Here is a 26489-nt window from a genome sequence, read left to right on the forward strand (position 1 = left end):
GAGGCTGAACCCACCGACCGACGACGAAGCGATGTGATCGAGATGGAGAAGAAGTACCTGACAGTTCCTGCCGCCGCCGACTACCTCGGGACCTCCGAGCGCTTCATCCGTCGCCTTATCGCGCAGCGACGGATCGCGTTCCACCGCGTCGGTCGGCACGTGCGACTGGCTGAGGTCGACCTCGAAGCCTTCGCCCAGGCCGGTCGGGTCGAGCCCATCACCGCGAGGCGCGTGCGACGGGGGGTGGCGTGATGGCGAACAAGAGAGGTCACCGTCGCTTCGGGTCGATTCGCAAGCTGCCCTCGGGCCGGTACCAGGCCAGCTACCTCGGCGACGACGGCCAGCGGCGCGTGGCACCCGAGACCTTCGAGCGCAAGCGCGACGCCGAGCAGTGGCTCTCGGTGCTGGAGGGCGAGATGCTGCGCGGCGACTGGACCGACCCATACCTCGGTGAGGTCGAGCTGGGGGAGTACGGCCGCCAGTGGATCGCCGAGCACCGCTGTTCCCGCCGAACTCGCGAGGAGTACGCCAGCCTGTGGCGTCTCCACATCGAGCCGTTCCTGTCCACGGTCGAGCTGGCGAACCTGAGCACTGAGCGAGTCCGAACCTGGCGCGCGTCGCTGCTGGCGTTGGGACGCTCGGAGGACCGGACCGCAAAGGCCTACCGGCTCCTGCACGCGGTGATGGCGACGGCAGTCGACGACGGGCGCGTGAAGCGGAACCCATGTCGCATCAAGGGCGCCGGCCAGCACCGGACACCAGAGCGGCCGTTCGCGTCGGTCCCGCAGGTCTTCGCCCTCCGGGCCGCGCTCCCGAGGCGCTACCGGGCGCTGGTCCTGGCCGCGGCGTTCACCGGGCTCCGGTGGGGTGAGCTGATCGCTCTCCGACGCTGCGACGTGGACCTGGCCGCCAAGGTGCTGCGGGTGCACCGCAGCCTCGGGCAGACCCAGGGCGGGGAGATGGTCGTCGGACCTCCGAAGTCCGAGGCCGGCGTCCGGGGTGTGGCGCTGCCTGACGTCCTGGTCGATGAGCTGGCCGAGCACGTCGAGTGTTTCGGCGAGCCGGGGCCCGCAGGCCTGTTGTTCACGGGGTCGCGAGGCGGAGCGCTGCGTCGTGGCAACTTCCACCGGGAGACGGCCTGGACGAAAACGGTGGTCAAGGTCGGGCTCCCGGCCGGGTTCCACTTCCACGACCTGCGGCACACCGGGAACCAGCTCGCGTCGATCTCCGGGGCCAGCACCAAGGAGCTGATGCGCCGCATGGGGCATGCGTCGATGCGCGCGGCGCTGATCTACCAGCACGCCAGCGACGAGCGGGACCGGGCGATCGCGGACAGCCTGAGCGCTCATGTCGAGCGGTCACGGGCGGCTGATGACGACGAGGAGGACGACGATGCGGCAGCGTCCTAATTGCACGCTAATCGCACGGCAGGGAGTCTCGACTGTGGTCGCGCGGTGCGCCGCGGTGGTCGACATCGCGCTGACCTGCATCGACGTTGTGGAGCGGGCGACGGGAATCGAACCCGCGTAGCCAGTTTGGAAGACTGGGGCTCTACCATTGAGCTACGCCCGCGGCGGGCCGATCAGGCCCGCGACCACCGTAGCGGATGCGTCCTCCCCGCTCGGCCGCCTGGGGCACCGGCGAGCTGACGGCGCCCCGACGAGGACGTGACGCCCCGGCGACCGGCTCCTGAACGATCCCGATCGTGTCTTGACCGATCGACTGGAACGATCAGCCGAGCGTGACGTCCTACGAGTACGCCCCGGTAGGTATCTACTCCACACCACCCTGGGGACGTCGGACGCCAACGAGGAAGGAGTCGGGGATGAACACCGCACGCGAGGTCATCGACGGGGTCGAGGGCGTCGAGGACGACCACATCGTCCGCGGGCTGGACTGACCGCCGTCATCACCGGGCCGGGAGGCAGCGGCGCCTCCGCGGTCGGCGGCCCCCGCCCCTAGACTCGCCGCCACGGGGTGTGGCGCAGCTTGGTAGCGCACTCGCTTTGGGAGCGAGGGGCCGTGGGTTCGAATCCCGCCACCCCGACCGCGTGGTCGTCAGCCGGTCACCGAGGTCAGGCAGAACGGGTGGCCGGCCGGGTCGAGCAGGACGCGCCACGATCCGGGACGCGGCTGCGAGGACGGCCGCCGGGCACCCAGGGCCACCACGCGCGCCTCGAGCTCGTCGAGCCGGTCCGGGCTGTCGACCCGGAAGTCCAGGTGGACGCGGAGCGGCTCGGTCGCGTCGGGCCAGCGGGCCGCCCGGGCCTCGCACCTCTGGAAGCCCAGCCCGAGCGGGGCGCACGCGAGGAACACGAACTCCGGGCTGCTGTAGACGATCTCGCCGCCGGCCACATCCCGGTAGAACGACGCCAGCGCCGCCGGGTCGGGGCAGTCGAGGGTGACGCTGGTCAGCGGGGCGATGGCCATCCGTCGGTACGGTACAAGGATCGATCGATCCGACGAGGGAACTCGGTGCACGATGAACGCTCCGGCTGCTCCGTCGACCCGCTGACAGCCGGTGCGCGGAGCACCTGCAGCGATCACCGGACCGCGCGTCCGGAGGAGGGCGCCTCCTCGTACCGTCCGGTGCCGTGGACGAGGACGTCGACGAGGATCTCCCGCGCAGCATCGGCCGCCCGGCGACGAGCGCGCTGCGCCACGTCGGCTACACGCGCCTCGAGCAGCTCGACGGCGTGCCGGCGCGGGACCTGCTCGCGCTGCACGGCGTGGGGCCGAAGGCGGTGCGGCTGCTGGGTGAGGCCCTGGCCGCGCGCGGGATGCGCCTGGGCTGAGGGTCTTGTGGCGGCATCGTCCGCGGACGAGCGTGGGCGTCCCCGCTCCACACCCCGGAGGCGCCCCGTGACCACCCCGAGCACGCCCGTCGAGCTCACCGTCGTCGACACCACCACCGCCGAGTGGCAGGGCTTCCCCGTCGCCTACATCGGGGCGAACCTCGAGCACGTGCCGCTCGTCGAGGACCCGGAGACCGGCATGACGGTCCTCAAGATGGTCTACCGCGCGGGCTTCACCAACCCCTGGCACAGCCACCCCTGCGCCCACGGGGTCTACGTGCTCGAGGGCGTGCTCAACACCCACCAGGGCGACTACCCGGCGGGCAGCTTCGTCTGGTTCCCCGAGGGCGGCGTCATGCAGCACGGCGCGACGCAGGACCAGGACGTCACGTTCCTCTTCATGACCAACAAGCCGTTCGACATCCACTTCGTCGGCGACGAGAGCGACCCCCAGGCGCCGACGATGTGACGCTGCGCGAAGATGGGCGCAGCGGTTCACGATCGCAGCCGCCCCGGCGGCCCTGCCGTGACAGGTGGCTCTTCACCGGCAGGGCCGCCACGCCATCGCCGGCAAAACGCCTCGCGCGCCGCGCGATGATCGCGTCATGGCGACGACCCGCGAGCTCCACGGTGTCCGCGTGCTGGTCCTCGACCGCGCGGGGCCGACCGTCCGCGACGAGGCCACCGCTCTCGACGTCATCGGGCAGACGTACGGCACGGAGGTCGACGTCGTCGCGATCCCGGTCGAGCGCCTCGACCCGGCCTTCGCGCAGCTCGCGAGCGGCGTGGCCGGTGCGGTCGTGCAGAAGTTCGTGAACTACCGGCTGCGGCTGGTCGTGGTCGGCGAGCTGGGCGCGACCTCGGGGCCGGTCGCCGACTGGGTCCGGGAGGCCAACCGCGGCCGCGAGCTGTGGTTCGTCGCCGACCTCGGCGAGCTCGAGGAGCGGCTCAGCGCGGCGCGTACATGATGACGCCGACCCCGACCAGGCAGATCAGCGCGCCGACGACGTCGAAGCGGTCGGGCCGGTAGCCGTCGAGGACGACGCCCCACGCCAGCGAGCCCGCGACGAACACCCCGCCGTACGCGGCGAGCACGCGGCCGAAGGCGGCGTCGGGCTGGAACGCGGCGACGAACCCGTACAGCCCGAGCGCGAGCACCCCGAGCGCCGCGAACCACCACGCCCGGCCCTCGCGCAGCGCCTGCCAGACGAGCCACGCGCCGCCGATCTCCAGCACGGCGGCGAGCACGAAGAGCGCCACGGAGCGGACGGTCACGGGCCGGACGGTAGAGCAGCCCAGTGCTCGGGGCGGGCGAGGTGCGCCGGCACGGTCGTGGCCGCGTCGCCCCGCGTGGCGGTGAGCTGCGGGGCCGTGAGCAGCAGCGCGCCCTCGAGGCGCGCGCCGCGGACGTCGGCCCCGCGGAGGTCGGCACCGAGCAGCTCGGTGCGGTCGAGGTCGACGCCGCGCAGGTCGGCCCCGACGAGCAGGGCGCCCCGCAGCCGGGCGGCGCGCAGGCCGCGGCGGCGCAGGTCGGCGCCCAGGAGGTCGGCGCCGCGGAGGTCGGCGCCCGGGCGCCCGGCGTGGACGGCGGCGACGTACTCGTCGAACAGCGCTCCCGCCTCGCGGCGCACGGCACCGACGTCGACGACGGCGAGGTCGTCGGCGTCACCGCGGACCGTCGCCTCGACGCGGGCGACGAGCGCGGTCGCGTCGTCGCCCACCGCCGGCGACCGGGCGGCCTCGTCGAGCAGGGCGAGGACCTCGTGCAACGGCCGCAGCACCTCGAGGGCGTCGAACATGGCCGGGACCCGCCGGTCGGAGCCCCCGAAGGTGACCTGCACGACCTGCTGCCCGGCGCCGAAGCAGTCGAACGCCACGCAGCCCGGGAAGCCGCGGGGACGCAGGCGGTCGTGGATGGCACAGCCGTGGTCCGACCGCAGGTGCCGGCACGGGGTGTGCGCCGGCTTGTCGACGGCGAAGTCGGCCGAGGCCGCGAACGACGGTCCGACGCAGCACAGCGCCAGGCACGCCGAACAGTCCGATGACCTCGCGGGCGACCCCGCCGCCGACCCGGTCACGTCAGCGCCGCGTGCGCTTGCGCCGCTTGGTGCCGTACCCGGCGAGCACCTCGAAGGTCTCGAGGGCACGCTCGATGTTGAGGCGGATCTTCTTCATGGGGCTCACGTCCTCCTCCTGTGGCGAGGCCCGCCGATCGGGGAGCGGTGGCGGGACGTGCCCACGGTGCCAGCCGCGCACGGGACGTCCAACGACGCGACGAGAGGGCGTCCCGTCGTCCGAACGGACGCAGTCCTCGGCGTGTCGCGACCGGGACGAGCGACGCGCCGTCCGGTGCGCGAGACGGGCGGCGGGACGACCGCCCGACGGCGCCGTCGCGGTGCCGCTCGCCGTGAGGTCGGCGGTCGTCACCGCGAGGTCGGCGGTGGCCGGCCCGGACCCGCCGGACGGGCGCCACGGCGAGCAGACGGGGGTCACGTCTAGACTCGCCGCCACGCCCGGGCGGGCGCGTCAGCAGGTGCAGGCACCGGTGCTCCGGTGCTCCTCGACCGTGAGCGGTGAGGACGGCCTCCCGCGTCACGCCACGGACCGACCCGCCCGTACGCCCACGGGGTGCGGCCGGGTCACTGCACGAGCGCACGATGGCCTGCCCCGAGGAGAGACGACCAGTGAAGTCCACCGTCGAGCACCTGTCGCCGACGCGCGTCAAACTCGCCGTCGAGGTGCCCTTCGACGAGCTCAAGCCCAACTTCGACCGGGCCTACAAGAAGATCGCGCAGCAGGTGCGCATCCCGGGCTTCCGTCCCGGGAAGGCGCCCGCCCGCATCCTCGACCAGCGCCTGGGCCGCGGCGTCGTGCTCGAGGAGGTCGTCAACGAGGCCGTCCCGGCCAAGTACGGCGAGGCCGTCTCCGAGGCCGAGGTCCAGCCGCTGGGCCAGCCCGAGATCGAGGTCACCGAGATCGAGGACGGCGACAAGCTCGCGTTCACGGCCGAGGTCGACATCCGCCCCGAGATCACGGTGCCGGACTACACCTCGATCACCGTCGAGGTCGACGACGCCGAGGTCACCGACGACGACGTCGACGAGCAGCTCAAGGGCCTGCAGGCGCGCTTCGGCACGCTGACCGGCGTCGACCGCGCGGTGCAGAACGGCGACTTCGTCGTCATCGACCTGTCCGCGACCGTCGACGGCGAGCCCGTCGAGGAGGCCCAGACCTCGGGCATGTCGCACGAGGTCGGCTCGGGCCAGCTCATCGACGGCCTCGACGAGGCCCTCGAGGGCATGACCGCGGGCGAGACCAAGCAGTTCACGACGAAGCTCGTCGCGGGCGAGCACGCCGGCAAGGACAGCGAGGTCTCGGTCACCGTCACGTCGGTGAAGGAGCGCCAGCTCCCCGAGGCCGACGACGAGTTCGCCCAGCTCGCCAGCGAGTTCGACACGCTCGACGAGCTCAAGGACGACCTGCGCACCCGCTACTCGCGCGTGAAGAAGATGGAGCAGGGCAGCCAGGCGCGCGACCGCGTGCTCGAGGCCCTGCTCGAGGCGGCGGACGTGCCGCTGCCCGAGTCGGTCGTGCAGTCCGAGGTCGAGGTCCGCGCGCACGAGGCGGTCCACGAGTTCGACCACGACGAGGCGCGCCTCACGCAGTACGTCGAGTCCCAGGGCCAGACCCGCGAGGAGTTCGACACCGAGCTGCGCACCAACGCCGAGCAGGCCGTGAAGACCCAGCTGCTCCTGGACAAGATCGCCGACGAGAGCGGCGTCCAGGTCGAGCAGCAGGAGCTCATGGAGCGCATCATGATGCAGGCCCAGCGCTTCGGGGTGAGCCCCGAGGAGTACATCCAGCAGGCGCAGCAGGCCAACCAGCTCGGTGCGATCTTCGCCGACGTCCGCCGCGGCAAGGCGCTGGCCACGGTCGTCCAGGCGGCCACCATCACGGGCCCCGGCGGCGCCGAGGTCGACCTCTCGGAGCTCTTCGGCACCGCCGGTGAGGTCGAGGGCGAGACGATCGACGCGGCCACCGAGGAGGCGCCGAGCCCGGACGAGGACGCGCCGTCGGCCGAGGGTGCGGACACGGCCGCCGGCCCGACCGACGGCAGCCAGGTGGCCGACGCCGACACCGACGCGAGCGACCCCGCGTCGCCCAGCTCGCAGGTGGAGGCCGAGCCCACCGCGGACACCGAGGTCGTCGGCGCGCCCGACTCCACCTCCCGCACCTGACCCGCCCGGGCCCGTCGGGCACCCCGCCCGACGGGCCCTCCCGGCGTCGCCGTGACCCGTCCGACGGCCGTTCCATCGGCCAGGAGCGAACACGGCCCGTCGACGGACTGCCGGGCCCCTACCGGCGGTTACTGTCGACTGTGTTCGACCCGGAGGGCCCGACCGACGCCAGACCGATCACCTCAGCAGAGAAAGCGGGGACACAGGTGAGCCAGCACCTCTCCATCCCGGCCGGGGCGGTCATGCGCTCCGCCGGGGGATCGATGACCCTCAACGACTCGGTCTACGAGCGCCTCCTGCGGGAGCGCATCGTGGTCCTGGGTCAGGAGGTCAACGACACCATCGCCAACCAGATCTCGGCGCAGCTCCTGCTGCTCTCGGCCGAGGACCCCAAGTCCGACATCACGCTGTACATCAACTCGCCGGGTGGCTCGGTGTCGGCGGGCATGGCGATCTTCGACACCATGCAGTGGATCGAGCCCGACGTGTCGACGGTCGCGATGGGCCTCGCCGCCTCGATGGGGCAGTTCCTGCTCTCCGCGGGCGCCCGCGGCAAGCGCCTCGCGCTGCCGCACGCGCAGATCATGATGCACCAGCCCTCCGGCGGCCTCGGCGGCACGGAATCGGACATCACGATCCGCGCCGAGTCCATGCGCAAGCTCAAGCGCGAGATGGCCGAGCTGATCGCCGAGCACACCGGCCAGACGTTCGAGCGCATCACCGAGGACTCCGACCGGGACCGCTGGTTCTCGGCGCAGGAGGCCCTCGAGTACGGCTTCATCGACCACGTGGTGACGCGCGCGTCGGACCAGCCGAGCAGCAACGGCAACGGCCAGAGTTCCTGAGAGGGAGACGCAGATGAGTGAGCTCCACGTGCCCGGTGGCACGGCTCCGGCCTCGCCGCAGTCGCGCTACATCCTCCCCTCCTTCGTCGAGCGCACCAGCTACGGCGTCAAGGAGTCGAACCCGTACAACAAGCTCTTCGAGGAGAGGATCATCTTCCTCGGGGTGCAGATCGACGACGCGTCGGCGAACGACGTGATGGCCCAGCTGCTGTTCCTGGAGTCGAACGACCCGGACCGCGACATCACGATGTACATCAACTCGCCGGGTGGCTCGTTCACCGCGCTCATGGCGATCTACGACACCATGCAGTACGTGCGTCCCGACATCGCGACGGTCTGCCTCGGGCAGGCCGCGTCGGCCGCCGCGGTGATCCTCGGCGCGGGTGCGCCGGGCAAGCGCCTCGCCGTGCCGAACGCGCGGGTCATGATCCACCAGCCGGCCACCGAGGGCTTCTACGGCCAGGTGTCCGACCTGGAGATCCAGGCCGCGGAGATCTCGCGCATGCGCCGCCTCATGGAGGAGACGCTCGCGCGGCACACCAACCGCAGCGCCGAGCAGATCCGCGCCGACGTCGAGCGCGACAAGATCCTGACGGCGGCCGAGGCCAAGGACTACGGCCTCATCGACGACGTGGTGGCGAGCCGCAAGCTCTCCGCCTCGCGCTGACCCCGCTCCCGGGGCCCGCCCACCCGGGCGTGGCCCCGGGGAGGGGGCGCGGCGCACCCGGCGCAGCGGGCCGACCGCTGGTCGCCCGAGCGCTGTGCGGCCGGTGCTGCGCAGCGGCGTCGCGGGCCCGCGACCTGCACGATCCACCGGTCTCGAACCTCCCCGTCCGGCGGGGTGGGCAGGTACGGTCAACCACGAACGAGCGCACCGACCACGGTGTGCCGGAGGGGACACGAGGTCTGCTGCGATGGCACGCATCGGCGACGGCGGTGACCTGCTGAAGTGCTCCTTCTGCGGGAAGAGCCAGAAGCAGGTCAAGAAGCTCATCGCCGGTCCGGGCGTGTACATCTGCGATGAGTGCATCGACCTGTGCAACGAGATCATCGAGGAGGAGCTCGCCGAGGCCGGCGAGGTCAAGCTCGACGAGCTCCCGAAGCCGACCGAGATCCACGACTTCCTCGATCAGTACGTGATCGGCCAGGACGACACCAAGAAGACGCTCTCGGTCGCGGTCTACAACCACTACAAGCGGGTCCAGGCCGGCGAGAAGAACCGCGAGAACAGCCGCAACGACGACACCGTCGAGCTGGCGAAGTCGAACATCCTCATGCTCGGCCCCACCGGCTGCGGCAAGACCTACCTCGCGCAGACCCTGGCGAAGCTGCTCAACGTCCCGTTCGCCATCGCGGACGCCACGGCCCTCACCGAGGCCGGCTACGTGGGCGAGGACGTCGAGAACATCCTCCTCAAGCTCATCCAGGCCGCCGACTACGACGTCAAGCGCGCCGAGACCGGCATCATCTACATCGACGAGGTCGACAAGATCGCGCGGAAGTCGGAGAACCCGTCGATCACGCGCGACGTCTCCGGCGAGGGCGTCCAGCAGGCCCTGCTGAAGATCCTCGAGGGCACGACGGCGTCGGTGCCGCCCCAGGGCGGGCGCAAGCACCCGCACCAGGAGTTCATCCAGATCGACACGACGAACGTCCTGTTCATCGTGGCCGGCGCCTTCGCGGGTCTCGAGAAGATCATCGCCGAGCGGGTCGGCAAGGGCGGGCTCGGCTTCGGCGCCGACATCCGCTCGAAGGCCGAGATGGAGTCCGCCGAGTCGTTCGGCGACACGCTGCCCGAGGACCTCATCAAGTTCGGGCTCATCCCCGAGTTCATCGGCCGCGTGCCGATCGTCGCCTCGGTGTCGAACCTCGACCAGCCGAGCCTCGTGCAGATCCTCACCGAGCCGCGCAACGCGCTGGTCAAGCAGTACCAGAAGCTCTTCGAGATGGACGGCGTCGAGCTCGAGTTCGCCCCCGAGGCGCTCGAGGCCATCGCCGACCTCGCGATCCTCCGCGGCACCGGTGCCCGTGGCCTGCGCGCGATCATGGAAGAGGTCCTCAACCCGGTGATGTACGACATCCCGGGTCGTGACGACGTCGCCAAGGTCGTGGTCACCGAGCAGACCGTCAAGGAGAACGTCAACCCGACGATCGTCCCGCGCCAGCCCTCGCGGCGGGAGCGCCGGGACAAGTCGGCCTAGCGGTCCGGAGCCGGTCAGCCGGCCCGGCGCGGTCCCGCGCCGGGCCGCTGGTCGCGGGCGTGCCGGCCGAGGAAGCCGATCACGTCCGGCATGACGCGCGCGTAGTAGAGGCCGTCGTGGCGGCCGGGGCCGATCGACGCCACCTCCGGGCGGGCGAGCGCGACGTAGCGGCGGGTGGCCTCGACGAACGGGTCGCGGTCGCCGCACCACACGCCCGTCGGCACCTCCGTGAGCTCCGCCGAGAAGCGCAGCGGGTCGTTGGCCTCCCAGTCGATCCGGTCGCGGAACGGGCGGCGGGCGGCGACGCGCCAGTCGGTGAACAGGCCGGGGCTGATGACGCCGACCGCGCGCAGCGGACGCCGCCGGCGCACCCGCTCGCGGGCGTAGAGCAGCGCGCCCGCACCGCCCATCGACACGCCCGTGGCCATCGCCGGCTCGCCGGGCAGGTCGCCGGGCGCGGGGGTGATGGCGAGGCCGCGCTCGCGCAGCCATCCGGGCAGCTCGTCGAGGAGCATGCGCAGCGGGTCGTCGCCGCGGGAGTAGGGGTGCCAGTAGTTGTCGCCGCCGTCGACGCCCACCATCGCGAACGTCGGCACGCCCCGCGCCCAGGCGTCGCCGAGCAGTCCGCGGTTGCCGGCCTCGCCGAACCACAGCGCGTTGCCCCGCAGCCCGTGCAGCGCGACGCACACCGGCAGCTGCGCCCGGTCGGCGCCCGGCGGCGTCACCGTGACGAGCCGGACCCGGCGACCGCGGGCCGCGGAGGGAAGCCACTCGACGGTGCTGACGGCGTCGGTGGGCGACGGCAGGCGCGGCGGGTCGGGGATGCGCTGGGGCGGGGGAGCCGGGTCGTCCTGGGTGACCAGCAGCCCGCCCACCCCGAGCGCCCCGGCGACCCCGAGGGCGCCGGCGGAGCCGAGGAGGAACTGGCGACGGGTCGGTCGGGCGGGCACGGTCGGCGTCCTCCCTCCACGCGAGCCGGGGTCCTCCGGCACCGTACGGGTCGGGGACCGGCGGCGGTGGGCCTCGGGCGGCGGGTCAGCCCCCGACCAGGGGAGCATCCTCGGTGACGATCCGCTGAGTCCCGGCGTAGACGTTCATCGAGTGGCCGCGCAGGAAGCCGACCAGCGTCATCCCCGACTCGCGGGCCATCTCGACGGCCAGCGACGACGGCGCCGACACCGCGGCGAGCACCGGCACGCCCGCCATGACCGCCTTCTGCGTCAGCTCGAACGAGGCGCGCCCCGAGACCATGAGCACGGTGCCGCCCGCGGGGATGCCGCCCTGGAGCAGCGCGTACCCGAGGACCTTGTCCACCGCGTTGTGCCGCCCGACGTCCTCGCGCGCGACGATCAGCGTGCCGTCGGCGCGGAAGAGCCCGGCGGCGTGCAGCCCGCCGGTGCTGTCGAAGACGGCCTGGGCCGCGCGCAGCGTGTCGGGCAGGCCGGCCAGGACCTCGGGGGTGAGGGTCACCGGGTCGTCGCCGGGCGCGAAGCGGGTCTTCGTCCGCACCGCGTCCAGCGACGCCTTGCCACAGACCCCGCACGACGAGGTCGTGTAGAAGCGCCGCTCGACCGCGTCGTCCGGGGGCGCGACGCCGGGCGCGAGGGCGATGTCGAGGACGTTGTAGGTGTTGCGGCCGCTGTCGTCGACCGAGTCGCAGTAGCGCGCCGTCGAGACGTCCTCGCGGTCGCCGATGACGCCCTCGGTGAGCAGGAACCCGTGGGTGAGCTCGACGTCGTGGCCCGGCGTGCGCATCGTGACCGCCAGGGACCGCCCGGCCACCCGGATCTCCAGGGGCTCCTCGGCGGCCAGGGTGTCCGGGCGGCGGCGCGTCTCGCCGTCCTCGATGTGCAGCACCGGACGCTTCACCGTCACGCGTCCCATGACCGACCCTCCGATGCGTCGCTGTGTGTGATCGGTGTGTGACTCGTCAATCGACCGGGTATGGGCCGTCGTACCGGACGGTGGCGGCGAAAGGGGACCATCCATGGCCGGCGGCTTCTTCGATCGCTCCTCCATCGTCGCACCACCGGGATGGAGTCGCTGGCTCGTCCCGCCCGCGGCGCTGGCCGTGCACCTCGGTATCGGCCAGGCGTACGCGTGGAGCGTCCTCAAGACGGGCCTGGGTCAGGGGCTGCAGCTCTCCGGCACGGCGACGGCGCTGCCCTTCCAGCTCGCCATCGTCATGCTCGGTCTGTCGGCCGCCGTCTTCGGCACGCAGGTCGAGCGGCGCGGCCCGCGCTGGGCGATGGCCGTCGCGACGGCCTGCTTCGCGGCCGGCTTCCTCATCTCCGCGGCCGGCATCGCCATGGGCCAGTACTGGCTCGTGGTCGTCGGCTACGGCGGTGTCGGCGGTGTCGGCCTCGGCATCGGCTACATCTCGCCGGTGTCGACGCTGATCAAGTGGTTCGTCGACCGGCCCGGGATGGCGACCGGCATCGCGATCATGGGCTTCGGCGGCGGCGCGCTCATCGCCTCGCCGGTCGAGACCGCGCTGCTCAGCGGCTTCGGCACCACGCCCGGCGGGCTCGCCTCCACGTTCCTCGTGATGGGCGTCGCCTACGCGATCTTCATGTCGCTCGGCTGGCTGCTGATCCGGGTGCCCCCGGAGGGCTGGCGCCCGCCCGGCGCTCCCGCGGAGTCCGAGGACCCGGCGCAGCGCGGGCCGGCCGTCTCGGCGTCGAAGGCCGTGCGGCTGCCGCAGTTCTGGTTCCTGTGGATCGTGCTGTGCTTCAACGTCACCGCGGGCATCGGCATCCTCGAACGCGCCGACGGCATCTTCCGCGACTTCTTCGGGTCCACCACCCCGGCGCAACAGCTCGCCGGCGCGGCCGCGGCGTTCGTCGCGATCCTCTCGCTGGCCAACATGCTGGGCCGCTTCGTGTGGTCGTCGACGTCCGACCTCGTCGGCCGCAAGAACATCTACCGGATGTACCTCGGGCTCGGCGCCCTGCTCTACCTGGTGATCCTGACCCTCGGCGAGGGCAACAAGGTCATCTTCCTGATCGCCTCGCTGCTGATCCTGTCCTTCTACGGGGCCGGGTTCGCCACCGTCCCGGCGTACCTCAAGGACCTGTTCGGCACCTACCAGGTCGGCGCCATCCACGGCCGGCTGCTCACGGCCTGGTCCGCGGCCGGCGTGCTCGGGCCGCTGATCGTGAACGCGATCGTCGACGCCAGCGACGTGCAGGGCCCGGCCCGGTACACCACGTCGTTCATCATCATGACTGTGCTGTTGGCGATCGGGTTCGTCGCCAACGAGCTCATCCGCCCGGTCGACCCGAAGCACTACGTCAGTGACGCCGAGCGTGCCGCGCCCGAGGGCTCGGCCGCCGCGGAGGACCGCCGAGAGGGAGCGAGCCGATGACCGACCGCACCACGACCGCCCCCTCCGGCGGCCGCCTCGTCCTGACCGTCGTCGCCTGGCTGTGGGTGCTGATCCCGTTCCTCTACGGGGTCTACTCCCTGGTGCTCAAGGTGCCCGCGCTGTTCTGAGCCGGCCCGGGACGGCGGGCCGGGGCGGACGGGCGGACCGCCGTAGCATCGAGGGTGATGACGAGCGACGACCGCTGGGGCTCCGTGTCGGCCGACCAGGACGCGTCGGGTGACGCGGACGCCGACGAGCTGGCCCAGCTCCTGGCGATGGCGGGCGGCGCCGACGACTCCGGCTCCGGGCCGGGCGGCGGCGCCCTCGCCGACGCGCTGAGCCAGGGCGTCACGACGGGGCCGACCGACGACCGGCCCGGTCACGAGCCCGACGACGCCGAGGCGCTCGCGGCCCTGCGCGCCGTCGAGACCGAGCTCGACCAGCGCTGGCCCGAGACCCGCATCGCGCCGTCGCTCGAGCGCATCCGCGCGCTGGTCGAGGTGCTGGGCGACCCGCAGCGCTCGTACCCGGCGATCCACGTCGCCGGCACCAACGGCAAGAGCTCGGTCACGCGGATGATCGACGCGCTGCTCACGCGCATCGGCCCGCGCACCGGGCGCTACACCAGCCCGCACCTGCAGCGGGTCACCGAGCGGATCGCCATCGACGGCGCGCCGATCAGCGCGCGGCGCTACGTCGAGATCTACCAGGAGATCGCCCCCTTCCTCGGAATCGTCGACCGCGCGCAGGGTGAGGGGCCGAAGCTCTCGAAGTTCGAGGTCCTGACCGGCATGGCCTTCGCGGCGTTCGCCGACGCCCCGGTGGACGTCGCGGTGCTCGAGGTCGGGCTGGGCGGGTCGTGGGACGCCACCAACGTCGCCGACGCCGTCGTCGCCGCGATCACCCCGATCGACATCGACCACGTGAACTACCTCGGCCCGGAGCTCGGCGGCATCGCGGCCGAGAAGGCCGGCGTCATCAAGCAGGGCGCCGTCGCCCTCATGGCCGAGCAGTCGCCCGAGGCGGCGAAGGTGCTGCTCGAGCGCGCGGTCGCGATGGACGCCGAGGTCGCCCGCTCCGGCATGGAGTTCGGGGTGCTCGGGCGCGAGGTCGCCGTCGGCGGCCAGCAGCTGCGGCTGCAGGGCCTCGGCGGCGAGTACGACGACGTCTACCTCCCGCTCTTCGGCGAGCACCAGGCCAAGAACGCGGCGCTGGCGCTGGCGAGCGTCGAGGCGTTCTTCGGGGCCGGGGCGTCGCGCAAGCTCGACATCGCCGCGGTGCGCGACGCGTTCGCGTCGGTGCGCGTGCCCGGGCGGCTGGAGCGGCTGCGGTCCGCGCCGACGGTCGTCGTCGACGCCGCGCACAACCCGCACGGCGCGCGGGCGGCGGCCGCCGCGGTGCGCGAGGAGTTCTCGTTCCGCCGGCTGGTCGGGGTCGTCGCGGTGATGGGCGACAAGGACGCCGAGGGCATCCTCGCCGCGCTCGAGCCGGTGCTCGACGAGGTCGTCGTCACCGCCGTCAGCTCGCCGCGCGCCATGGACGCCGACGAGCTCGGGAGCCTCGCGGTCGGGTTCTTCGGCGCCGACCGCGTGGTCGTCGAGACGCGGATGGACGCCGCGCTGGAGACCGCGATCGGGCTGGCCGAGGAGACCGACGACCCCGAGACGCCGGTCGCCGGCGCGGGCGTGCTGGTCGTGGGCTCGGTGGTCGCGGCCGGCGAGGCCCGCACGCTGCTGGGACGGGAGCCGTCGTGACGGAGCCCGGGGTGCCCGACGGCGGTGCCGCGGCGCGCAAGGCGTTCCGTGGCCCGGCGAGCGCGTGCCTGTCGCTCGAGGTGGTCACCGTGCCGCTCGGGCTGCTCGTCATGGACAAGGTCGAGGGCGGGCTGACGCCGGCGAAGATCGCCTGGGTGGTCGTCCTGACGCTCGGGATGATCGTCGCGATCGCGACCTTCTCGCGTCCCTGGGGCCTGCCGCTCGCCCTGGGCCTGCAGGTGCTCATGCTGCTCGGCTGGGTCGTGTCCCCGTCGCTGGGCGTGCTGGGCCTGGTGTTCTGCCTGGTGTGGGCGCTGATGCTGTGGATGCGGCACGAGGTGCTGCGCCGCCAGCGGGAGTTCGCGCAGCGCGGCGGCGCCGGAGCCGAGTGACCTGGGCCGAGCGGGACGCCCGACCCGGCTCGTTAGGCTCGGCCCCTCCGACATCCATCTGTGAGGGGAACGACGTGGACGAGCGCACCCTGGTGCTGGTCAAGCCCGACGGCGTGCAGCGGGGGCTGGTCGGCGAGGTCATCGCGCGCATCGAGCGCAAGGGGCTGCGCCTCGTGTCGCTGGAGCTCAAGGCCGTCGACCGCGGCCTGGCCGAGCAGCACTACGCCGAGCACGAGGGCAAGGGCTTCTACGAGGAGCTGCTGAGCTTCATCACCTCGGCGCCGGTCGCCGCGATGGTCGTCGAGGGCCCGCGCGCCGTCGCCGCCTTCCGCCAGATCGCCGGCGGCACCGACCCCGTCGAGAAGGCCGTGCCCGGGTCGATCCGCGGCGACCTGGCCCTCGAGACGGGCTCGAACATCGTGCACGGCTCCGACTCGCCCGAGTCCGCCGAGCGCGAGATCAAGCTCTGGTTCGGCTGATCTCCTGACCCGCCGCGCCGAGTGTGCGCGCATGGTGGTCCACAGGCTCTGTCGATCATGATGGACGCACACTCGGCGGACGGCGGAGCCGTGGAGGGCGCTGCTGCGTCGAACCCGGTGTGGACGACGCGAGGCCCTTCCGTGGCTCCGAGGCGGTCCGTGCCGGGCGTGTGACCCGGGGCCTGCTGACCGGGCCCGGCTTCCGCCGCGTCGGCGCGGACACCGATGTCGCGGCCGGAGCGCCCGACGACCTGCGGACGAGTACGACGGTCGCGACCACGCCCTCGACGACCGCCGCGGGCGCGACATCGACCGCCGCGACGACCTCCGGCGCGCGGGCGGGGAGGTCATCGTCGTCACCGCACGCCAGGTGCTCCGACGCCCCGGCTGGCTCCTCGCTCGGCTCCGTGAGGCGCTCCTGGCCCGCGGCTGGCGGCCCGGCGCCCTGAATGTGTGCGCATCGTGATCGACAGGCCGATTCGATCACGATGTGCGCACTCTCGGCGTCGCGCCCCGGGTGGGCCGGGGCGGGCGGGTCGCTCGTTACCCTGGGTGGGTGGTCGAGTCCGTGTTCGAGAGCCTGGAGCCCCTGCTGCCCCGGGTCCGCAAGCCGGTGCAGTACGTCGGCGGCGAGCGCAACGCGGGGACCAAGCCGTGGGGGTCGGTGCCGGTCCACTGGGCGCTCTGCTACCCCGACGCGTACGAGGTCGGACTGCCCAACCAGGGCCTGATGATCCTCTACGAGGTCCTCAACGAGCGCTCCGACGCGCTCGCCGAGCGCACCTACGCCGTGTGGCCGGACCTCGCCGCGCTGATGCGCGAGCACGGGGTCCCGCAGTTCACCGTCGACGGGCACCGCCCGGTCGGCGCGTTCGACGTGCTCGGCGTCAGCTTCGCCACCGAGCTCGGCTACACGAACCTGCTGTCGATCCTCGACCTCGCCGGCATCCCGCTCCACGCCGCCGACCGGACCACCGAGCACCCCCTGGTGCTCGCCGGCGGCCACGCCGCGTTCAACCCGGAGCCGATCGCCGACTTCGTCGACCTCGTGGCCCTGGGAGACGGGGAGGAGGTCGTCGGCGACATCACCGACGTCGTCAAGGCCGCGAAGGCCGAGGGCCTGGACCGGCGGGCGACGCTCGAGCGTCTGGCCGCGGTGCCCGGCGTCTACGTCCCGGGGCTCTACGAGGTCACCTACGGCGACGACGGCGCCATCGCCGCGGTCACACCGACCAGCCCGGCGGCCCCGGAGCGCGTCCACAAGCGGACCACCTCCGACCTCGACGACTGGCCCTACCCGAAGAAGCCGCTGGTCCCGATGGCCGAGACCGTGCACGAGCGGATGAGCGTGGAGATCTTCCGCGGCTGCACCCGCGGGTGCCGCTTCTGCCAGGCCGGCATGATCACGCGCCCGGTGCGCGAGCGGTCGCCGCAGGGCGTGGGGGAGATGGTCGAGCAGGGGCTGAAGAGCTCGGGCTACCACGAGGTGGGCCTGCTCTCGCTGTCGTCGGCCGACCACTCGGGCATCGGCGAGATCGCCAAGGGCCTCGCCGACCGCTACGAGGGCACCGGCACCGGCCTGTCCCTGCCCTCCACCCGCGTCGACGCGTTCAACGTCACCCTCGCCGAGGAGCTCACCCGCTCCGGGCGCCGCAGCGGTCTGACCTTCGCCCCCGAGGGCGGGTCGGAGCGCCTGCGCAAGGTGATCAACAAGATGGTCTCCGAGGAGGAGCTCATCGCGACCGTCTCCACCGCGTACGAGCACGGGTGGCGGCAGGTCAAGCTCTACTTCATGTGCGGTCTGCCCACCGAGACCGACGAGGACGTGCTGCAGATCGCGTCGATGGCCCACGAGGTCATCCGCGCGGGTCGCCAGGCCGCGGGACGCGGCGACGTGCGCGCGACCGTCTCGATCGGCGCCTTCGTGCCCAAGCCGCACACCCCGTTCCAGTGGGCCGGGCAGACGGCGCCCGACGTCGTCGACGCGCGGCTGCGCAAGCTGCGCGAAGCCATCAACAGCGACCGCTCGCTGGGCCGCAACATCGGCCTGCGCTACCACGACGGGCAGCCCAGCCTGGTCGAGGGCCTGCTCAGCCGGGGTGATCGCCGGATCGGGCGCGTCATCGAGCGCGCGTGGCGCGAGGGCCAGCAGTTCGACGGGTGGAGCGAGCACTTCTCGTTCGAGCGCTGGGTCGCGGCCGCCGAGAGCGAGCTCGAGGGTGTCGACCTCGCCTGGTTCACCACCCGCGAGCGCGGCGAGCACGAGGTCCTCCCGTGGGACCACCTCGACTCGGGGCTCGACCGCGGCTGGCTCTGGGACGACTGGCAGGACGCCCTGGCCGCCGAGGAGCAGGACGACTGCCGCTGGACACCCTGCTTCGACTGCGGCGTGTGCCCGACGATGGGCACCGAGATCCAGATGGCCCCTCCCGGGCGCCCCTCGCTGCCGCTCACGCCGGTCGAGCACCGGACCTCGACCCCGATCCGCAACCCCGCCTTCGCCTCCTCCGCCCCGAGCACCGGGGGGCGTGACGAGTGACGACGGGGGCCGAGCGCCCGTGAGCGCGGCCGGGTCGCGCCCCGGAGAGCCCCGGCCGCCGGAGCGTGCGGTGCCGCCCGAGCGCCCCGAGCGTGCTGTGCCCGAGGTCCGGGTGCGCCGGGCCGGTCCCACCGACGGCGACGCGGTCGCGGCGCTGCGCCGTGCCTGGGTGGAGCAGCGCGGGCGTGCCGCGCCCGGCGAGGACCCGGGCTTCGAGCAGGGTTTCGCGACGTGGTGGCGCGCCGAGCTGTCCCACCACGTCGTGTGGGTGGCCGAGGCCCGCAGCGGCGAGGACTGGGCGGCCGTCGGGTCCCTCGACGTCGCCGAGGTCGCCGCCATGCCCGCGCCCGGACGGCCGGGGGAGCGGTGGGGCTACGTCGGCAGCCTCGTCGCGCTCGGGGCCGCGCCGCGCGGGGTGCCCCGCAAGCTCCTCGGCGCGGCCGTCGCCCACGCCCGCGCGCGGGGGCTGGTGCGCCTCGTGCTGCGCCCGTCGCCGGCGGGCGCGGCCTTCTACCGCGCCGCCGGGTTCACCCCGGCCGGTGACGACATCGTGGTCCTGCCCACCGGCGGGGGACCGGGAGGGACGAGCTGATGGCGGAGACGCAGGGCGGACGGCCCTCGGTGCTCAAGGCCAAGGCCGGCGACGCGCCGCACCCGTCGGCGCCGGTCGTCGGGAAGCTCCGCATGCGCTACGCCAAGCGCGGGCGGGCGCGGTTCAGCTCCCACCGCGACATCGCGCGGACGATGGAATGGACGCTGCGACGCGCGGGGGTGCCCGTGGCCCTGTCGCAAGGGTTCAGCCCGCACCCGCGGCTGTCGTGGATCGGGGCGGCCCCCACCGGCGCGGCGAGCGAGGCGGAGTACCTCGAGATCGGCGTCACCGAGCACCTCGACCCGGCGGTCGTGGCCCGCGAGGTCGACGCGGTGCTGCCCGACGGGCTGGCCGTGATCGAGGTCGTGCCGGCCGGCCCGGGCGCGCTCGCCGACCGGATCGACACCAGCGTCTGGGAGATCGAGACGCCCGGCGTGCCCGACGACGCCCTGGCGCCGGCGATCGAGGCGTTCCTGGCCGCGCCGGAGGTGTCGGTGGAACGCGTCACCAAGAACGGTCCGAAGCCCCTGGACGTGCGAGCAGCGGTCGCCGAACTGCGTCTTTCGCTCACCCGGACGGACGAACCGGCCGACGCCGACCGGGAGGACCGTGCACGAGCGGCGACGTGTGGGAGACTGACAGCGGTCGTACGGCACACCACGCCGGCCGCACGACCCGACGATGTGTGCAGTGCCCTCCGCGCCGTCGCCGGCCTCGAGTTCCCGGAGCCCAACAGGGCCACCCGGTGGGCGCAGGGACGGCTCGACGAGCGCGGGGAGCTGATCGACCCGCTCGCGGCGGACCGCGCGGCACCCACCGCGTAGTCCCCCGGACGGGCCCGGTCGGCCTCGGTGCTCCCACCTCGGCGATCGCACGGTCCGACGGCTCCGAGAGACCCGCCGGTCGTGCCGCAGTCGGCGGCCGTCCCCGACGACCGTCCAGGCGAGACCACGCGAGGTCCCCGTGTGGCCGCGACCCCCGGGTCGCGCCCGGGGGCGGAGGAGATGGATGACCGACATCGACACCCCCTCCGGCGGAGACTCCGCCGCGGGGGGTTCCGTCGCACCCGGACGCCCCGACGACGCGGCCCTGGCCGCGCTCCCGGACAAGGTGCGGGTGCACGCCCTGGCCCGTGTCGTGGGCACGTCCAGCCGCGAGCTGCTGGCCGTGCTCGCCCGGCTCGGGGTGGGGGCGCGCAGCGCCCAGTCCAGCGTCGACCGGGGCGTCGTCGCCCAGGTGGTCGAGGACCTGTTCCCGGCCGAGGGCGCGGTGGCCGCCCCGGTCGCGCAGGCCACCCCGGGCGCCGCCGCGGTGCTCGACGACCTGCCCGAGCCCGCGGACTCCGTGCCCGCGCTCGACACCACGCCCGACACCACGGACGACACCACGGACGACACCACGCCCGACACCGGTGCTGGTGTCGGTGACGGCGCGACGACCCTGCCCGGCCAGGCCCCCGCGAGCGCGCCGAGCGCCGCCGCGCCGGCCTTCGCCGCGCCGATGTTCCTGGCGCCCGAGTCGACGAGCACCCCGGAGGCCGCGCCGTCCCGCACGCGCCGGCGTCGGGGCAGCCGCTCGACCGGCGTCGTGACCCCGGGCGAGGCCACCGAGACCGAGACCACCGGCGAGCCCGCCCCCACCGAGGACGAGCAGCCCGCCCCCGCCGAGGCCTCCGCCCCGGCCGACACCACCGCGGCGCCGGAGACCGGCCCCGAGACGGGCGAGCCGGGCGACGGTGACGACGACGAGGACGGCGGCCGTCGCCGGCGGCGCCGCGGGCGTCGCGGTCGCGGTCGCGGCCGTGGCGGCAGCGACGACGCCGACGGCAGCGACGGCAGCGACACCGAGGGCGACGACCAGGGCGAGTCGGACGACGCGTCCGGCGCCGGCGACGCGTCCGGCTCGTCCGGCTCGTCCGATGACGGCAGCGACGACGGCGACGACAGCGGGGACGACGAGGACACCGCCGAGGGCAGCGAGGGCGAGTCGTCCGGCGGCTCGCGGCGCCGCCGTCGCCGGCGTCGCCGCTCGTCGGACGACGGCTCCTCGGACAGCGCATCCGGCGGCTCGTCCGACGGCTCCACCGATCGCGACGACCCGCCGGACACCGTCACCCACGTCCGCGATCGCGTCGAGCGCCCCGAGGGCGGCCGCTCCTCCAACGACGAGGTCCGCGGCGTCAAGGGCTCGACGCGCCTCGAGGCCAAGCGCCAGCGCCGCCGCGACGGCCGCGAGTCCGGCCGACGCCGCCCGGCGATCCTCTCCGAGTCGGAGTTCCTGGCCCGCCGCGAGGCCGTCGAGCGCACCATGGTCGTGCGCCAGCAGGCCGGGCGCAGCCAGATCGGGGTGCTCGAGGACGGCGTCCTCGTGGAGCACTTCGTGGCGGGCGAGGGCCAGAACTCGATGGTCGGCAACGTCTACCTCGGCCGAGTGCAGAACGTGCTCCCGTCGATGGAGGCCGCGTTCGTCGACATCGGTCGGGGCCGCAACGCCGTGCTCTACGCCGGCGAGGTCAACTGGGACGCCTCGGGCCTCGAGGGCAAGCAGCGCAAGATCGAGCAGGCGCTGTCGACCGGCGACCAGGTGCTCGTCCAGGTGACGAAGGACCCGGTGGGGCACAAGGGCGCGCGCCTGACCACCCAGATCAGCCTGCCCGGCCGCTTCCTGGTCTACGTGCCCGCGGGCGGGGCCACCGGCATCAGCCGCAAGCTCCCCGACACCGAGCGCAAGCGCCTCAAGGAGATCCTCAAGCGGATCGTCCCCGACGAGTCGGGCGTGATCATCCGCACGGCCGCCGAGGGCGTCAGCGAGGAGGACCTGGAGCGCGACGTCCGCCGCCTCACCGCGCAGTGGGAGGCCATCGAGTCCTCGGCCGCGGGCGCGAAGAGCTCGAAGGGCCCGACGCTGGTCTACGAGGAGCCCGACCTCCTCATCCGCGTCGTGCGCGACATGTTCAACGAGGACTTCTCCTCGCTCGTCGTCTCCGGCGAGCGGGCGTGGGAGACCCTCGAGGGCTACGTCGCGCACGTCGCCCCCGAGCTCGCGGGGCGCCTGACGCGCCACGTGGGCCCGCAGGACGTCTTCGCCGCCTACCGGATCGACGAGCAGCTGATCAAGGCACTGGACCGCAAGGTGTGGCTGCCCTCGGGCGGCACGCTGGTCATCGACCGCACCGAGGCGATGACCGTCGTCGACGTCAACACCGGGAAGTTCACCGGCTCCGGGGGCAACCTCGAGGAGACGGTCACCCGCAACAACCTCGAGGCCGCCGAGGAGATCGTCCGCCAGCTCCGGCTGCGCGACATCGGCGGCATGATCGTGATCGACTTCATCGACATGGTCCTGGAGTCGAACCGCGACCTCGTGCTGCGCCGGCTCACCGAGTGCCTGGGCCGTGACCGCACCCGTCACCAGGTCTCGGAGGTCACCTCGCTGGGCCTCGTGCAGATGACGCGCAAGCGCGTCGGCCAGGGGCTGCTCGACGAGTTCTCGACGACCTGCGAGCACTGCCGCGGTCGCGGCGTCATCGTCTCCACCGAGCCGGTGATCGGCCACGAGCACGGCGCGTCAGCGTCGAACGGCAGCGGCGGGTCCACCGGCTCGAACGGGTCGGGCAAGGGCGGCGAGGGCAAGAGCGAGGGCAAGGGCGAGGGCAAGAGCGGCGGCGAGGGCGGGTCGTCCGGGCGCCGCAGCCGGCGCGGCCGCCGGGCCGAGCGCTCCGAGGGCGCCTCGCCCGCGACCGTCGCGGCCGCCACCGGCCTGCTGTCGGGCGACGACGAGGACGAGCCGGAGACCACCGAGCCCGCCGCGGTCGCCACCGCCGCCGAGGCCACGGCCGAGGCTCCCGCCGAGGCCGGCCCCGGCGACTCCGGCACCGTCGGGAACGGGGACGCCGCCGCCGAGACCGTCGTCGAGGCGGACGAGGCCGAGGTCGAGCTGGAGGCGGGGCTCGCGACGGCCAGCGCCGCGGGCAGCGCCGCCGAGGCCGAGGAGACCGACGCCACCGGGGACGCCGAGCCCGTCGAGCAGACGATCCACGAGGCGGTGCAGGCCGAGGTCGCCCTGGAGGCCGACCTCGCCGAGCACACCCCGGGCGCCAACGGCACCACACCGACGGAGCCCGAGCCCGAGCGGCCGCGCATCACCGGCGCCATCGGCGGCGGTGCCAACGGCGGCCTGTCTCGCGGCCGTGACGAGGGCCTGGTCACTCCTGCGGGGCCGGCCACCGAGGAGCCGGCCGACGAGCCGGCCACGGTGCCGGCCGCCGTGCCCACGGGCAGCGGCTCGGCCCGCCCCCGGCGGCGCCGCGCCGCCTCCCGCCCGGCCGGTCCGCCGGCCGGCGGATCGGACAGCTGATCCCCCCGGCACCCCGGGGTCCGGACCCCGGGGTGCGGGCGGGTACCCTTGGACGTCGGTGCCCGCCGGGTCACGAGCAAGACGCCCGCGGCACCAGCGCGCCGGGTCCGCACCGCACGGGCCGCGCCGGAGCCGGAAGCCACCTGTCAGACGAGGAGTCCCGCGGAAGATGTACGCGATCGTGAAGACCGGCGGCAAGCAGTACAAGGTCGCGGTCGGCGACGTCATCGACGTGGAGCTCCTCGACGGTGACACGGTCGACCTCCAGCCGGTGCTGGTCGTCGACGGCAGCACCGTGCTCAGCTCGGCGTCGGACCTGGAGAAGGTCTCGATCTCCGGCAACATCGTCGGGGACGCCAAGGGCCCGAAGATCAAGATCCTGAAGTACAAGAACAAGACCGGGTACAAGCGGCGCGTCGGCCACCGCCAGCGCTACAGCCGCCTCGAGGTCACGAACATCTCGAAGTAAGGGGAGCAGCCATGGCTCACAAGAAGGGTGCATCCAGCTCCCGCAACGGCCGCGACTCCAACGCCCAGCGGCTCGGGGTCAAGCGCTTCGGCGGCCAGGTCGTCAAGGCCGGCGAGATCCTCGTCCGCCAGCGCGGCACCAAGTTCCACCCGGGCACCGGTGTCGGCCGCGGCGGCGACGACACGCTGTTCGCCCTCGTCCCCGGCGCCGTGACCTTCGGGTCGCGCCGCGGGCGCAAGAACGTCAGCGTCATCCCGGCGGAGGAGACCGTCTCCGCCTGAGGTACCTCCAGCAGTAGCGTCAGGGGTGGGTCCGGGAACGGGCCCACCCCTTTCGTTCGTCACCACCCCCTCGATCACCGGGAAGGACAGCACTCCGCGATGGCCCGCTTCGTCGACCACGTGACGCTGCACGTCACGGCGGGCAGCGGCGGCCACGGCTGTGCGTCGATCCGCCGCGAGAAGTTCGTGCCCCTCGGGGGCCCCGACGGCGGCAACGGCGGGCGCGGCGGGGACGTCGTCCTCGTCGTCGACCCCGGCGTGCACACCCTGCTCGACTTCCACCACCGCCCGCACGCGACGGCCGGCAACGGCCGCCCGGGGCAGGGCAGCTTCCGCAACGGGGCGAACGCCGAGGACATCGAGCTCGCGGTGCCCGAGGGCACGGTGGTCCTCGACGCCGACGGCGAGGTGTTGGGTGACCTCACCGGCCCGGGCACGCGGTTCGTCGCCGCGCGCGGCGGCCGCGGCGGGCTGGGCAACGCGGCGCTGGCCGGACCCTCGCGCAAGGCGCCGGGGTTCGCGCTGCTGGGGGAGCCCGGCGAGTCGCGCGACCTGGTGCTCGAACTGCGGTCGATGGCCGACGTCGGGCTCGTCGGCTACCCGAGCGCGGGCAAGTCGTCGCTGGTCAGCGCACTGAGCGCCGCCAAGCCGAAGATCGCCGACTACCCGTTCACCACGCTCGCGCCCAACCTCGGCGTCGTCTCCGCGGGCGGCAGCACGTTCACCGTCGCCGACGTCCCCGGCCTCATCCCGGGCGCGAGCAGCGGCAAGGGCCTGGGCCTGGACTTCCTGCGGCACATCGAACGATGCTCGGTGCTCGTGCACGTCGTCGACTGCGCGACCTTCGAGCCCGACCGCGACCCGGTCTCGGACATCCGCGCCCTCGAGCACGAGCTCGCGGCCTACACCCCGGCGCTGGGCACCGACCTCGCCGCGCGGCCCCGCATCGTCGCCCTCAACAAGATCGACGTGCCGGACGCCGCCGAGCTCGCGGAGATGGTCCACGACGACGTGGCGGCGTTCGGGTGGCCGGTCGTGGAGATCTCGACGGCGTCGCACGCGGGGCTGGACACCCTCGCCTACGCGATGGCCGCCGCCGTCGACGACGCCCGCCGGAGCGCGGTGCCCTCCACCGCGCCGCGGGTCGTGCTGCGGCCCACCGCGGTCGACGACACCGGCTTCACCGTCGTGCCGGACCCCGAGGAGGGCTTCCTCGTCAAGGGCGAGAAGCCCGAGCGGTGGGTCCGCCAGACCGACTTCGCCAACGACGAGGCCGTCGGCTACCTCGCCGACCGGCTCGCGCGCCTCGGCGTCGAGGAGGCCCTCGCCGAGGCGGGCGCCGTGCCCGGCGACATGGTGACGATCGGCGTGCACACCTTCGACTGGGAGCCCTCGACGCCCGCCGGGGTCGCCGCCATGCGCGGCAACCGGGGCACCGACCCGCGCCTCGAGGGGCAGGGTCTGGCCGAGCGCGCCTCGGCGACCGAGCGCCGCGCCGCACGCGACGAGCGCCGACGCCACCGCAGCGACGACGAGCTCGGCGTCGCGCCCTGGCACGAGGACTACGACGAGGACGGCCGGTGAGCGCCCGCGAGGCCGTCGCGGGCGCGCGACGCCTCGTGGTCAAGATCGGGTCCTCGTCGTTGACCACCGTCGACGGCGGGCTGGACGTCGCCAAGCTCGACGCGCTGGTCGACGCCGTGGCCGCGCGGGCCGCGAGCACCCAGGTGGTGCTCGTCTCGTCCGGCGCGATCGCGGCCGGCCTGCGCCCGCTCGGGCTGCCGCGCCGGCCCCGGGACCTCGCGACCCAGCAGGCCGCGGCCGGCGTCGGGCAGCTGCACCTGACCCGCGCCTACGCCGAGGCCTTCGCCCGCCACGGCCGCAGGGTCGGGCAGGTGCTGCTGACCTCGCACGACGTCGTGCGCCGCCAGCCCTACCGCAACGCGCAGCGCACGTTCGAGCGCCTGCTCGGGCTCGGCGTGGTGCCGGTGGTCAACGAGAACGACACGGTCGCCACCGACGAGATCCGCTTCGGCGACAACGACCGGCTCGCCGCGCTCGTCGCCCACGTCATCTCCGCCGACGCGCTGGTGCTGCTCTCCGACGTCGACGGGGTCTACGACGCCGACCCCCGCTCGCCGGGCGCCACGCTGGTCCGCGAGGTGACGGGCGGCAGGGAGG

The 26489-nt window shown here is 73.6% G+C and carries 28 protein-coding genes and 2 tRNA genes; 24 read left to right on the forward strand and 6 right to left on the reverse strand.

Going from position 1 to position 26489, the window contains the following annotated elements; all coding sequences use genetic code 11:
• Positions 1–42 precede the first annotated feature (42 nt).
• Together PH190_RS23860 and PH190_RS23865 are read left to right on the forward strand one after the other, a co-directional pair.
• Positions 43–252, forward strand: a complete 210-nt coding sequence (locus PH190_RS23860) for a helix-turn-helix domain-containing protein (RefSeq protein ID WP_274234028.1) — start codon at positions 43–45, stop codon at positions 250–252.
• Complete coding sequence (locus tag PH190_RS23865) at positions 252–1409, forward strand: tyrosine-type recombinase/integrase (RefSeq protein ID WP_274234056.1); 1158 nt, start codon at positions 252–254, stop codon at positions 1407–1409. Before PH190_RS23860 ends, PH190_RS23865 begins: the two co-directional genes overlap by 1 nt.
• An 89-nt stretch (positions 1410–1498) precedes the next feature.
• Here PH190_RS23865 and PH190_RS23870 read toward each other — a convergent pair.
• Positions 1499–1572: transfer RNA gene (locus PH190_RS23870), tRNA-Gly, on the reverse strand.
• Positions 1573–1741: 169 nt separating this feature from the next.
• Here PH190_RS23870 and PH190_RS23875 point away from each other — a divergent pair.
• Both PH190_RS23875 and PH190_RS23880 read left to right on the forward strand, forming a co-directional pair.
• Positions 1742–1900 (forward strand): hypothetical protein, encoded by a 159-nt coding sequence (locus PH190_RS23875; protein ID WP_274234029.1) that lies wholly within the window; start codon positions 1742–1744, stop codon positions 1898–1900.
• 73 nt (positions 1901–1973) lie between these two features.
• Positions 1974–2047, forward strand: a tRNA-Pro gene (locus tag PH190_RS23880).
• An 11-nt stretch (positions 2048–2058) separates the two neighbouring features.
• On the opposite strand, the gene PH190_RS23885 is transcribed toward PH190_RS23880, so the two are convergent.
• Positions 2059–2430 (reverse strand): VOC family protein, encoded by a 372-nt coding sequence (locus PH190_RS23885; RefSeq protein WP_274234030.1) that lies wholly within the window; start codon positions 2428–2430, stop codon positions 2059–2061.
• Between the two features lie 164 nt (positions 2431–2594).
• On the opposite strand from PH190_RS23885, the gene PH190_RS23890 reads away from it, so the two are divergent.
• The 3 genes from PH190_RS23890 to PH190_RS23900 all read left to right on the forward strand — a co-directional run bounded on the left by PH190_RS23890 (position 2595) and on the right by PH190_RS23900 (position 3763).
• Positions 2595–2795, forward strand: coding sequence for a helix-hairpin-helix domain-containing protein (locus tag PH190_RS23890; protein ID WP_274234031.1), 201 nt, complete (start codon positions 2595–2597; stop codon positions 2793–2795).
• 67 nt (positions 2796–2862) lie between these two features.
• Complete coding sequence (locus tag PH190_RS23895) at positions 2863–3264, forward strand: cupin domain-containing protein (protein ID WP_274234032.1); 402 nt, start codon at positions 2863–2865, stop codon at positions 3262–3264.
• A 136-nt stretch (positions 3265–3400) separates the two neighbouring features.
• Complete coding sequence (locus PH190_RS23900) at positions 3401–3763, forward strand: DUF4180 domain-containing protein (protein WP_274234033.1); 363 nt, start codon at positions 3401–3403, stop codon at positions 3761–3763.
• Here PH190_RS23900 and PH190_RS23905 read toward each other — a convergent pair.
• Both PH190_RS23905 and PH190_RS23910 read right to left on the reverse strand, forming a co-directional pair.
• Positions 3744–4070 (reverse strand): YnfA family protein, encoded by a 327-nt coding sequence (locus tag PH190_RS23905; RefSeq protein WP_274234034.1) that lies wholly within the window; start codon positions 4068–4070, stop codon positions 3744–3746. The two genes, PH190_RS23900 and PH190_RS23905, sit on opposite strands and share 20 nt — an antisense overlap.
• Positions 4067–4873: a pentapeptide repeat-containing protein gene (locus PH190_RS23910; RefSeq protein ID WP_274234035.1), complete on the reverse strand. Its 807-nt coding sequence runs from the start codon at positions 4871–4873 to the stop codon at positions 4067–4069. Before PH190_RS23910 ends, PH190_RS23905 begins: the two co-directional genes overlap by 4 nt.
• A 606-nt stretch (positions 4874–5479) precedes the next feature.
• Between PH190_RS23910 and tig the strand changes: the two genes are divergently transcribed.
• The 4 genes from tig (at position 5480) to clpX (ending at position 10079) form a co-directional block, all read left to right on the forward strand.
• Positions 5480–7033 (forward strand): trigger factor, encoded by a 1554-nt coding sequence (tig, locus tag PH190_RS23915; RefSeq protein ID WP_274234036.1) that lies wholly within the window; start codon positions 5480–5482, stop codon positions 7031–7033.
• A 242-nt stretch (positions 7034–7275) separates the two neighbouring features.
• The gene (locus PH190_RS23920; protein WP_274234057.1) at positions 7276–7878 is read left to right on the forward strand and encodes an ATP-dependent Clp protease proteolytic subunit; all 603 of its coding nucleotides are present in this window, start codon (positions 7276–7278) and stop codon (positions 7876–7878) included.
• Between the two features lie 13 nt (positions 7879–7891).
• The gene (locus PH190_RS23925; RefSeq protein WP_274234037.1) at positions 7892–8545 is read left to right on the forward strand and encodes an ATP-dependent Clp protease proteolytic subunit; all 654 of its coding nucleotides are present in this window, start codon (positions 7892–7894) and stop codon (positions 8543–8545) included.
• A 247-nt stretch (positions 8546–8792) separates the two neighbouring features.
• Positions 8793–10079, forward strand: coding sequence for an ATP-dependent Clp protease ATP-binding subunit ClpX (gene clpX, locus PH190_RS23930; RefSeq protein ID WP_274234038.1), 1287 nt, complete (start codon positions 8793–8795; stop codon positions 10077–10079).
• A gap of 14 nt (positions 10080–10093) precedes the next feature.
• Here the strand turns inward: clpX and PH190_RS23935 are convergent, their stop codons facing one another.
• Together PH190_RS23935 and fdhD are read right to left on the reverse strand one after the other, a co-directional pair.
• On the reverse strand, positions 10094–11029 hold the full coding sequence (locus tag PH190_RS23935; RefSeq protein WP_274234039.1) for an alpha/beta hydrolase: 936 nt from the start codon (positions 11027–11029) through the stop codon (positions 10094–10096).
• A gap of 85 nt (positions 11030–11114) precedes the next feature.
• The gene (gene fdhD, locus PH190_RS23940) at positions 11115–11963 is read right to left on the reverse strand and encodes a formate dehydrogenase accessory sulfurtransferase FdhD (protein ID WP_274234040.1); all 849 of its coding nucleotides are present in this window, start codon (positions 11961–11963) and stop codon (positions 11115–11117) included.
• A gap of 103 nt (positions 11964–12066) precedes the next feature.
• On the opposite strand from fdhD, the gene PH190_RS23945 reads away from it, so the two are divergent.
• From PH190_RS23945 to proB, 13 genes are all read left to right on the forward strand, one after another.
• Positions 12067–13446: an OFA family MFS transporter gene (locus PH190_RS23945; protein WP_274234041.1), complete on the forward strand. Its 1380-nt coding sequence runs from the start codon at positions 12067–12069 to the stop codon at positions 13444–13446.
• A complete protein-coding gene (locus PH190_RS23950; protein ID WP_274234042.1) occupies positions 13443–13574 on the forward strand; it encodes an MFS transporter small subunit in 132 nt (43 codons plus the stop codon). The genes PH190_RS23945 and PH190_RS23950 overlap by 4 nt, the downstream gene beginning before the upstream one ends.
• A 57-nt stretch (positions 13575–13631) precedes the next feature.
• Positions 13632–15200 (forward strand): bifunctional tetrahydrofolate synthase/dihydrofolate synthase, encoded by a 1569-nt coding sequence (gene folC, locus PH190_RS23955; RefSeq protein WP_420791705.1) that lies wholly within the window; start codon positions 13632–13634, stop codon positions 15198–15200.
• Entirely contained in the window at positions 15197–15592 is a 396-nt protein-coding gene (locus PH190_RS23960) for a DUF4233 domain-containing protein (protein WP_274234043.1), read from the forward strand. Before folC ends, PH190_RS23960 begins: the two co-directional genes overlap by 4 nt.
• Before the next feature lie 74 nt (positions 15593–15666).
• Positions 15667–16071 (forward strand): nucleoside-diphosphate kinase, encoded by a 405-nt coding sequence (gene ndk, locus PH190_RS23965; protein ID WP_274234044.1) that lies wholly within the window; start codon positions 15667–15669, stop codon positions 16069–16071.
• Between the two features lie 556 nt (positions 16072–16627).
• Complete coding sequence (locus PH190_RS23970; protein WP_274234045.1) at positions 16628–18610, forward strand: TIGR03960 family B12-binding radical SAM protein; 1983 nt, start codon at positions 16628–16630, stop codon at positions 18608–18610.
• A gap of 70 nt (positions 18611–18680) precedes the next feature.
• The gene (locus PH190_RS23975; RefSeq protein WP_274234046.1) at positions 18681–19202 is read left to right on the forward strand and encodes a GNAT family N-acetyltransferase; all 522 of its coding nucleotides are present in this window, start codon (positions 18681–18683) and stop codon (positions 19200–19202) included.
• Positions 19202–20026, forward strand: a complete 825-nt coding sequence (locus tag PH190_RS23980) for a TIGR03936 family radical SAM-associated protein (protein WP_274234047.1) — start codon at positions 19202–19204, stop codon at positions 20024–20026. Before PH190_RS23975 ends, PH190_RS23980 begins: the two co-directional genes overlap by 1 nt.
• Before the next feature lie 184 nt (positions 20027–20210).
• Positions 20211–23558: an Rne/Rng family ribonuclease gene (locus tag PH190_RS23985; RefSeq protein WP_274234048.1), complete on the forward strand. Its 3348-nt coding sequence runs from the start codon at positions 20211–20213 to the stop codon at positions 23556–23558.
• A gap of 169 nt (positions 23559–23727) precedes the next feature.
• Complete coding sequence (gene rplU, locus PH190_RS23990) at positions 23728–24027, forward strand: 50S ribosomal protein L21 (RefSeq protein WP_274234049.1); 300 nt, start codon at positions 23728–23730, stop codon at positions 24025–24027.
• Positions 24028–24038: 11 nt separating this feature from the next.
• Positions 24039–24308, forward strand: coding sequence for a 50S ribosomal protein L27 (gene rpmA, locus PH190_RS23995; RefSeq protein ID WP_274234050.1), 270 nt, complete (start codon positions 24039–24041; stop codon positions 24306–24308).
• A gap of 99 nt (positions 24309–24407) precedes the next feature.
• The gene (gene obgE, locus PH190_RS24000) at positions 24408–25892 is read left to right on the forward strand and encodes a GTPase ObgE (RefSeq protein ID WP_274234051.1); all 1485 of its coding nucleotides are present in this window, start codon (positions 24408–24410) and stop codon (positions 25890–25892) included.
• Positions 25889–26489: glutamate 5-kinase (gene proB / locus PH190_RS24005; RefSeq protein ID WP_274234052.1), on the forward strand; the 601-nt coding region annotated here is incomplete at its 3' end. The genes obgE and proB, both read left to right, overlap by 4 nt.

It is taken from the genome of Actinomycetospora straminea, assembly GCF_028737255.1.
GTDB classification, from domain to species: Bacteria; Actinomycetota; Actinomycetes; order Mycobacteriales; family Pseudonocardiaceae; genus Actinomycetospora; species Actinomycetospora straminea.

Coding starts and splice junctions, on each gene's coding strand:
- PH190_RS23860 (WP_274234028.1), top strand. CDS start 43: ATGGAGAAGAAGTACCTGACAGTTCCTGCCGCCGCCGACTACCTCGGG.
- PH190_RS23865 (WP_274234056.1), top strand. CDS start 252: ATGGCGAACAAGAGAGGTCACCGTCGCTTCGGGTCGATTCGCAAGCTG.
- PH190_RS23885 (WP_274234030.1), bottom strand. CDS start 2,430: ATGGCCATCGCCCCGCTGACCAGCGTCACCCTCGACTGCCCCGACCCG.
- PH190_RS23900 (WP_274234033.1), top strand. CDS start 3,401: ATGGCGACGACCCGCGAGCTCCACGGTGTCCGCGTGCTGGTCCTCGAC.
- PH190_RS23920 (WP_274234057.1), top strand. CDS start 7,276: ATGCGCTCCGCCGGGGGATCGATGACCCTCAACGACTCGGTCTACGAG.
- PH190_RS23925 (WP_274234037.1), top strand. CDS start 7,892: ATGAGTGAGCTCCACGTGCCCGGTGGCACGGCTCCGGCCTCGCCGCAG.
- clpX (WP_274234038.1), top strand. CDS start 8,793: ATGGCACGCATCGGCGACGGCGGTGACCTGCTGAAGTGCTCCTTCTGC.
- fdhD (WP_274234040.1), bottom strand. CDS start 11,963: ATGGGACGCGTGACGGTGAAGCGTCCGGTGCTGCACATCGAGGACGGC.
- PH190_RS23945 (WP_274234041.1), top strand. CDS start 12,067: ATGGCCGGCGGCTTCTTCGATCGCTCCTCCATCGTCGCACCACCGGGA.
- PH190_RS23950 (WP_274234042.1), top strand. CDS start 13,443: ATGACCGACCGCACCACGACCGCCCCCTCCGGCGGCCGCCTCGTCCTG.
- folC (WP_420791705.1), top strand. CDS start 13,632: ATGACGAGCGACGACCGCTGGGGCTCCGTGTCGGCCGACCAGGACGCG.
- PH190_RS23980 (WP_274234047.1), top strand. CDS start 19,202: ATGGCGGAGACGCAGGGCGGACGGCCCTCGGTGCTCAAGGCCAAGGCC.
- PH190_RS23985 (WP_274234048.1), top strand. CDS start 20,211: ATGACCGACATCGACACCCCCTCCGGCGGAGACTCCGCCGCGGGGGGT.
- rplU (WP_274234049.1), top strand. CDS start 23,728: ATGTACGCGATCGTGAAGACCGGCGGCAAGCAGTACAAGGTCGCGGTC.
- rpmA (WP_274234050.1), top strand. CDS start 24,039: ATGGCTCACAAGAAGGGTGCATCCAGCTCCCGCAACGGCCGCGACTCC.
- obgE (WP_274234051.1), top strand. CDS start 24,408: ATGGCCCGCTTCGTCGACCACGTGACGCTGCACGTCACGGCGGGCAGC.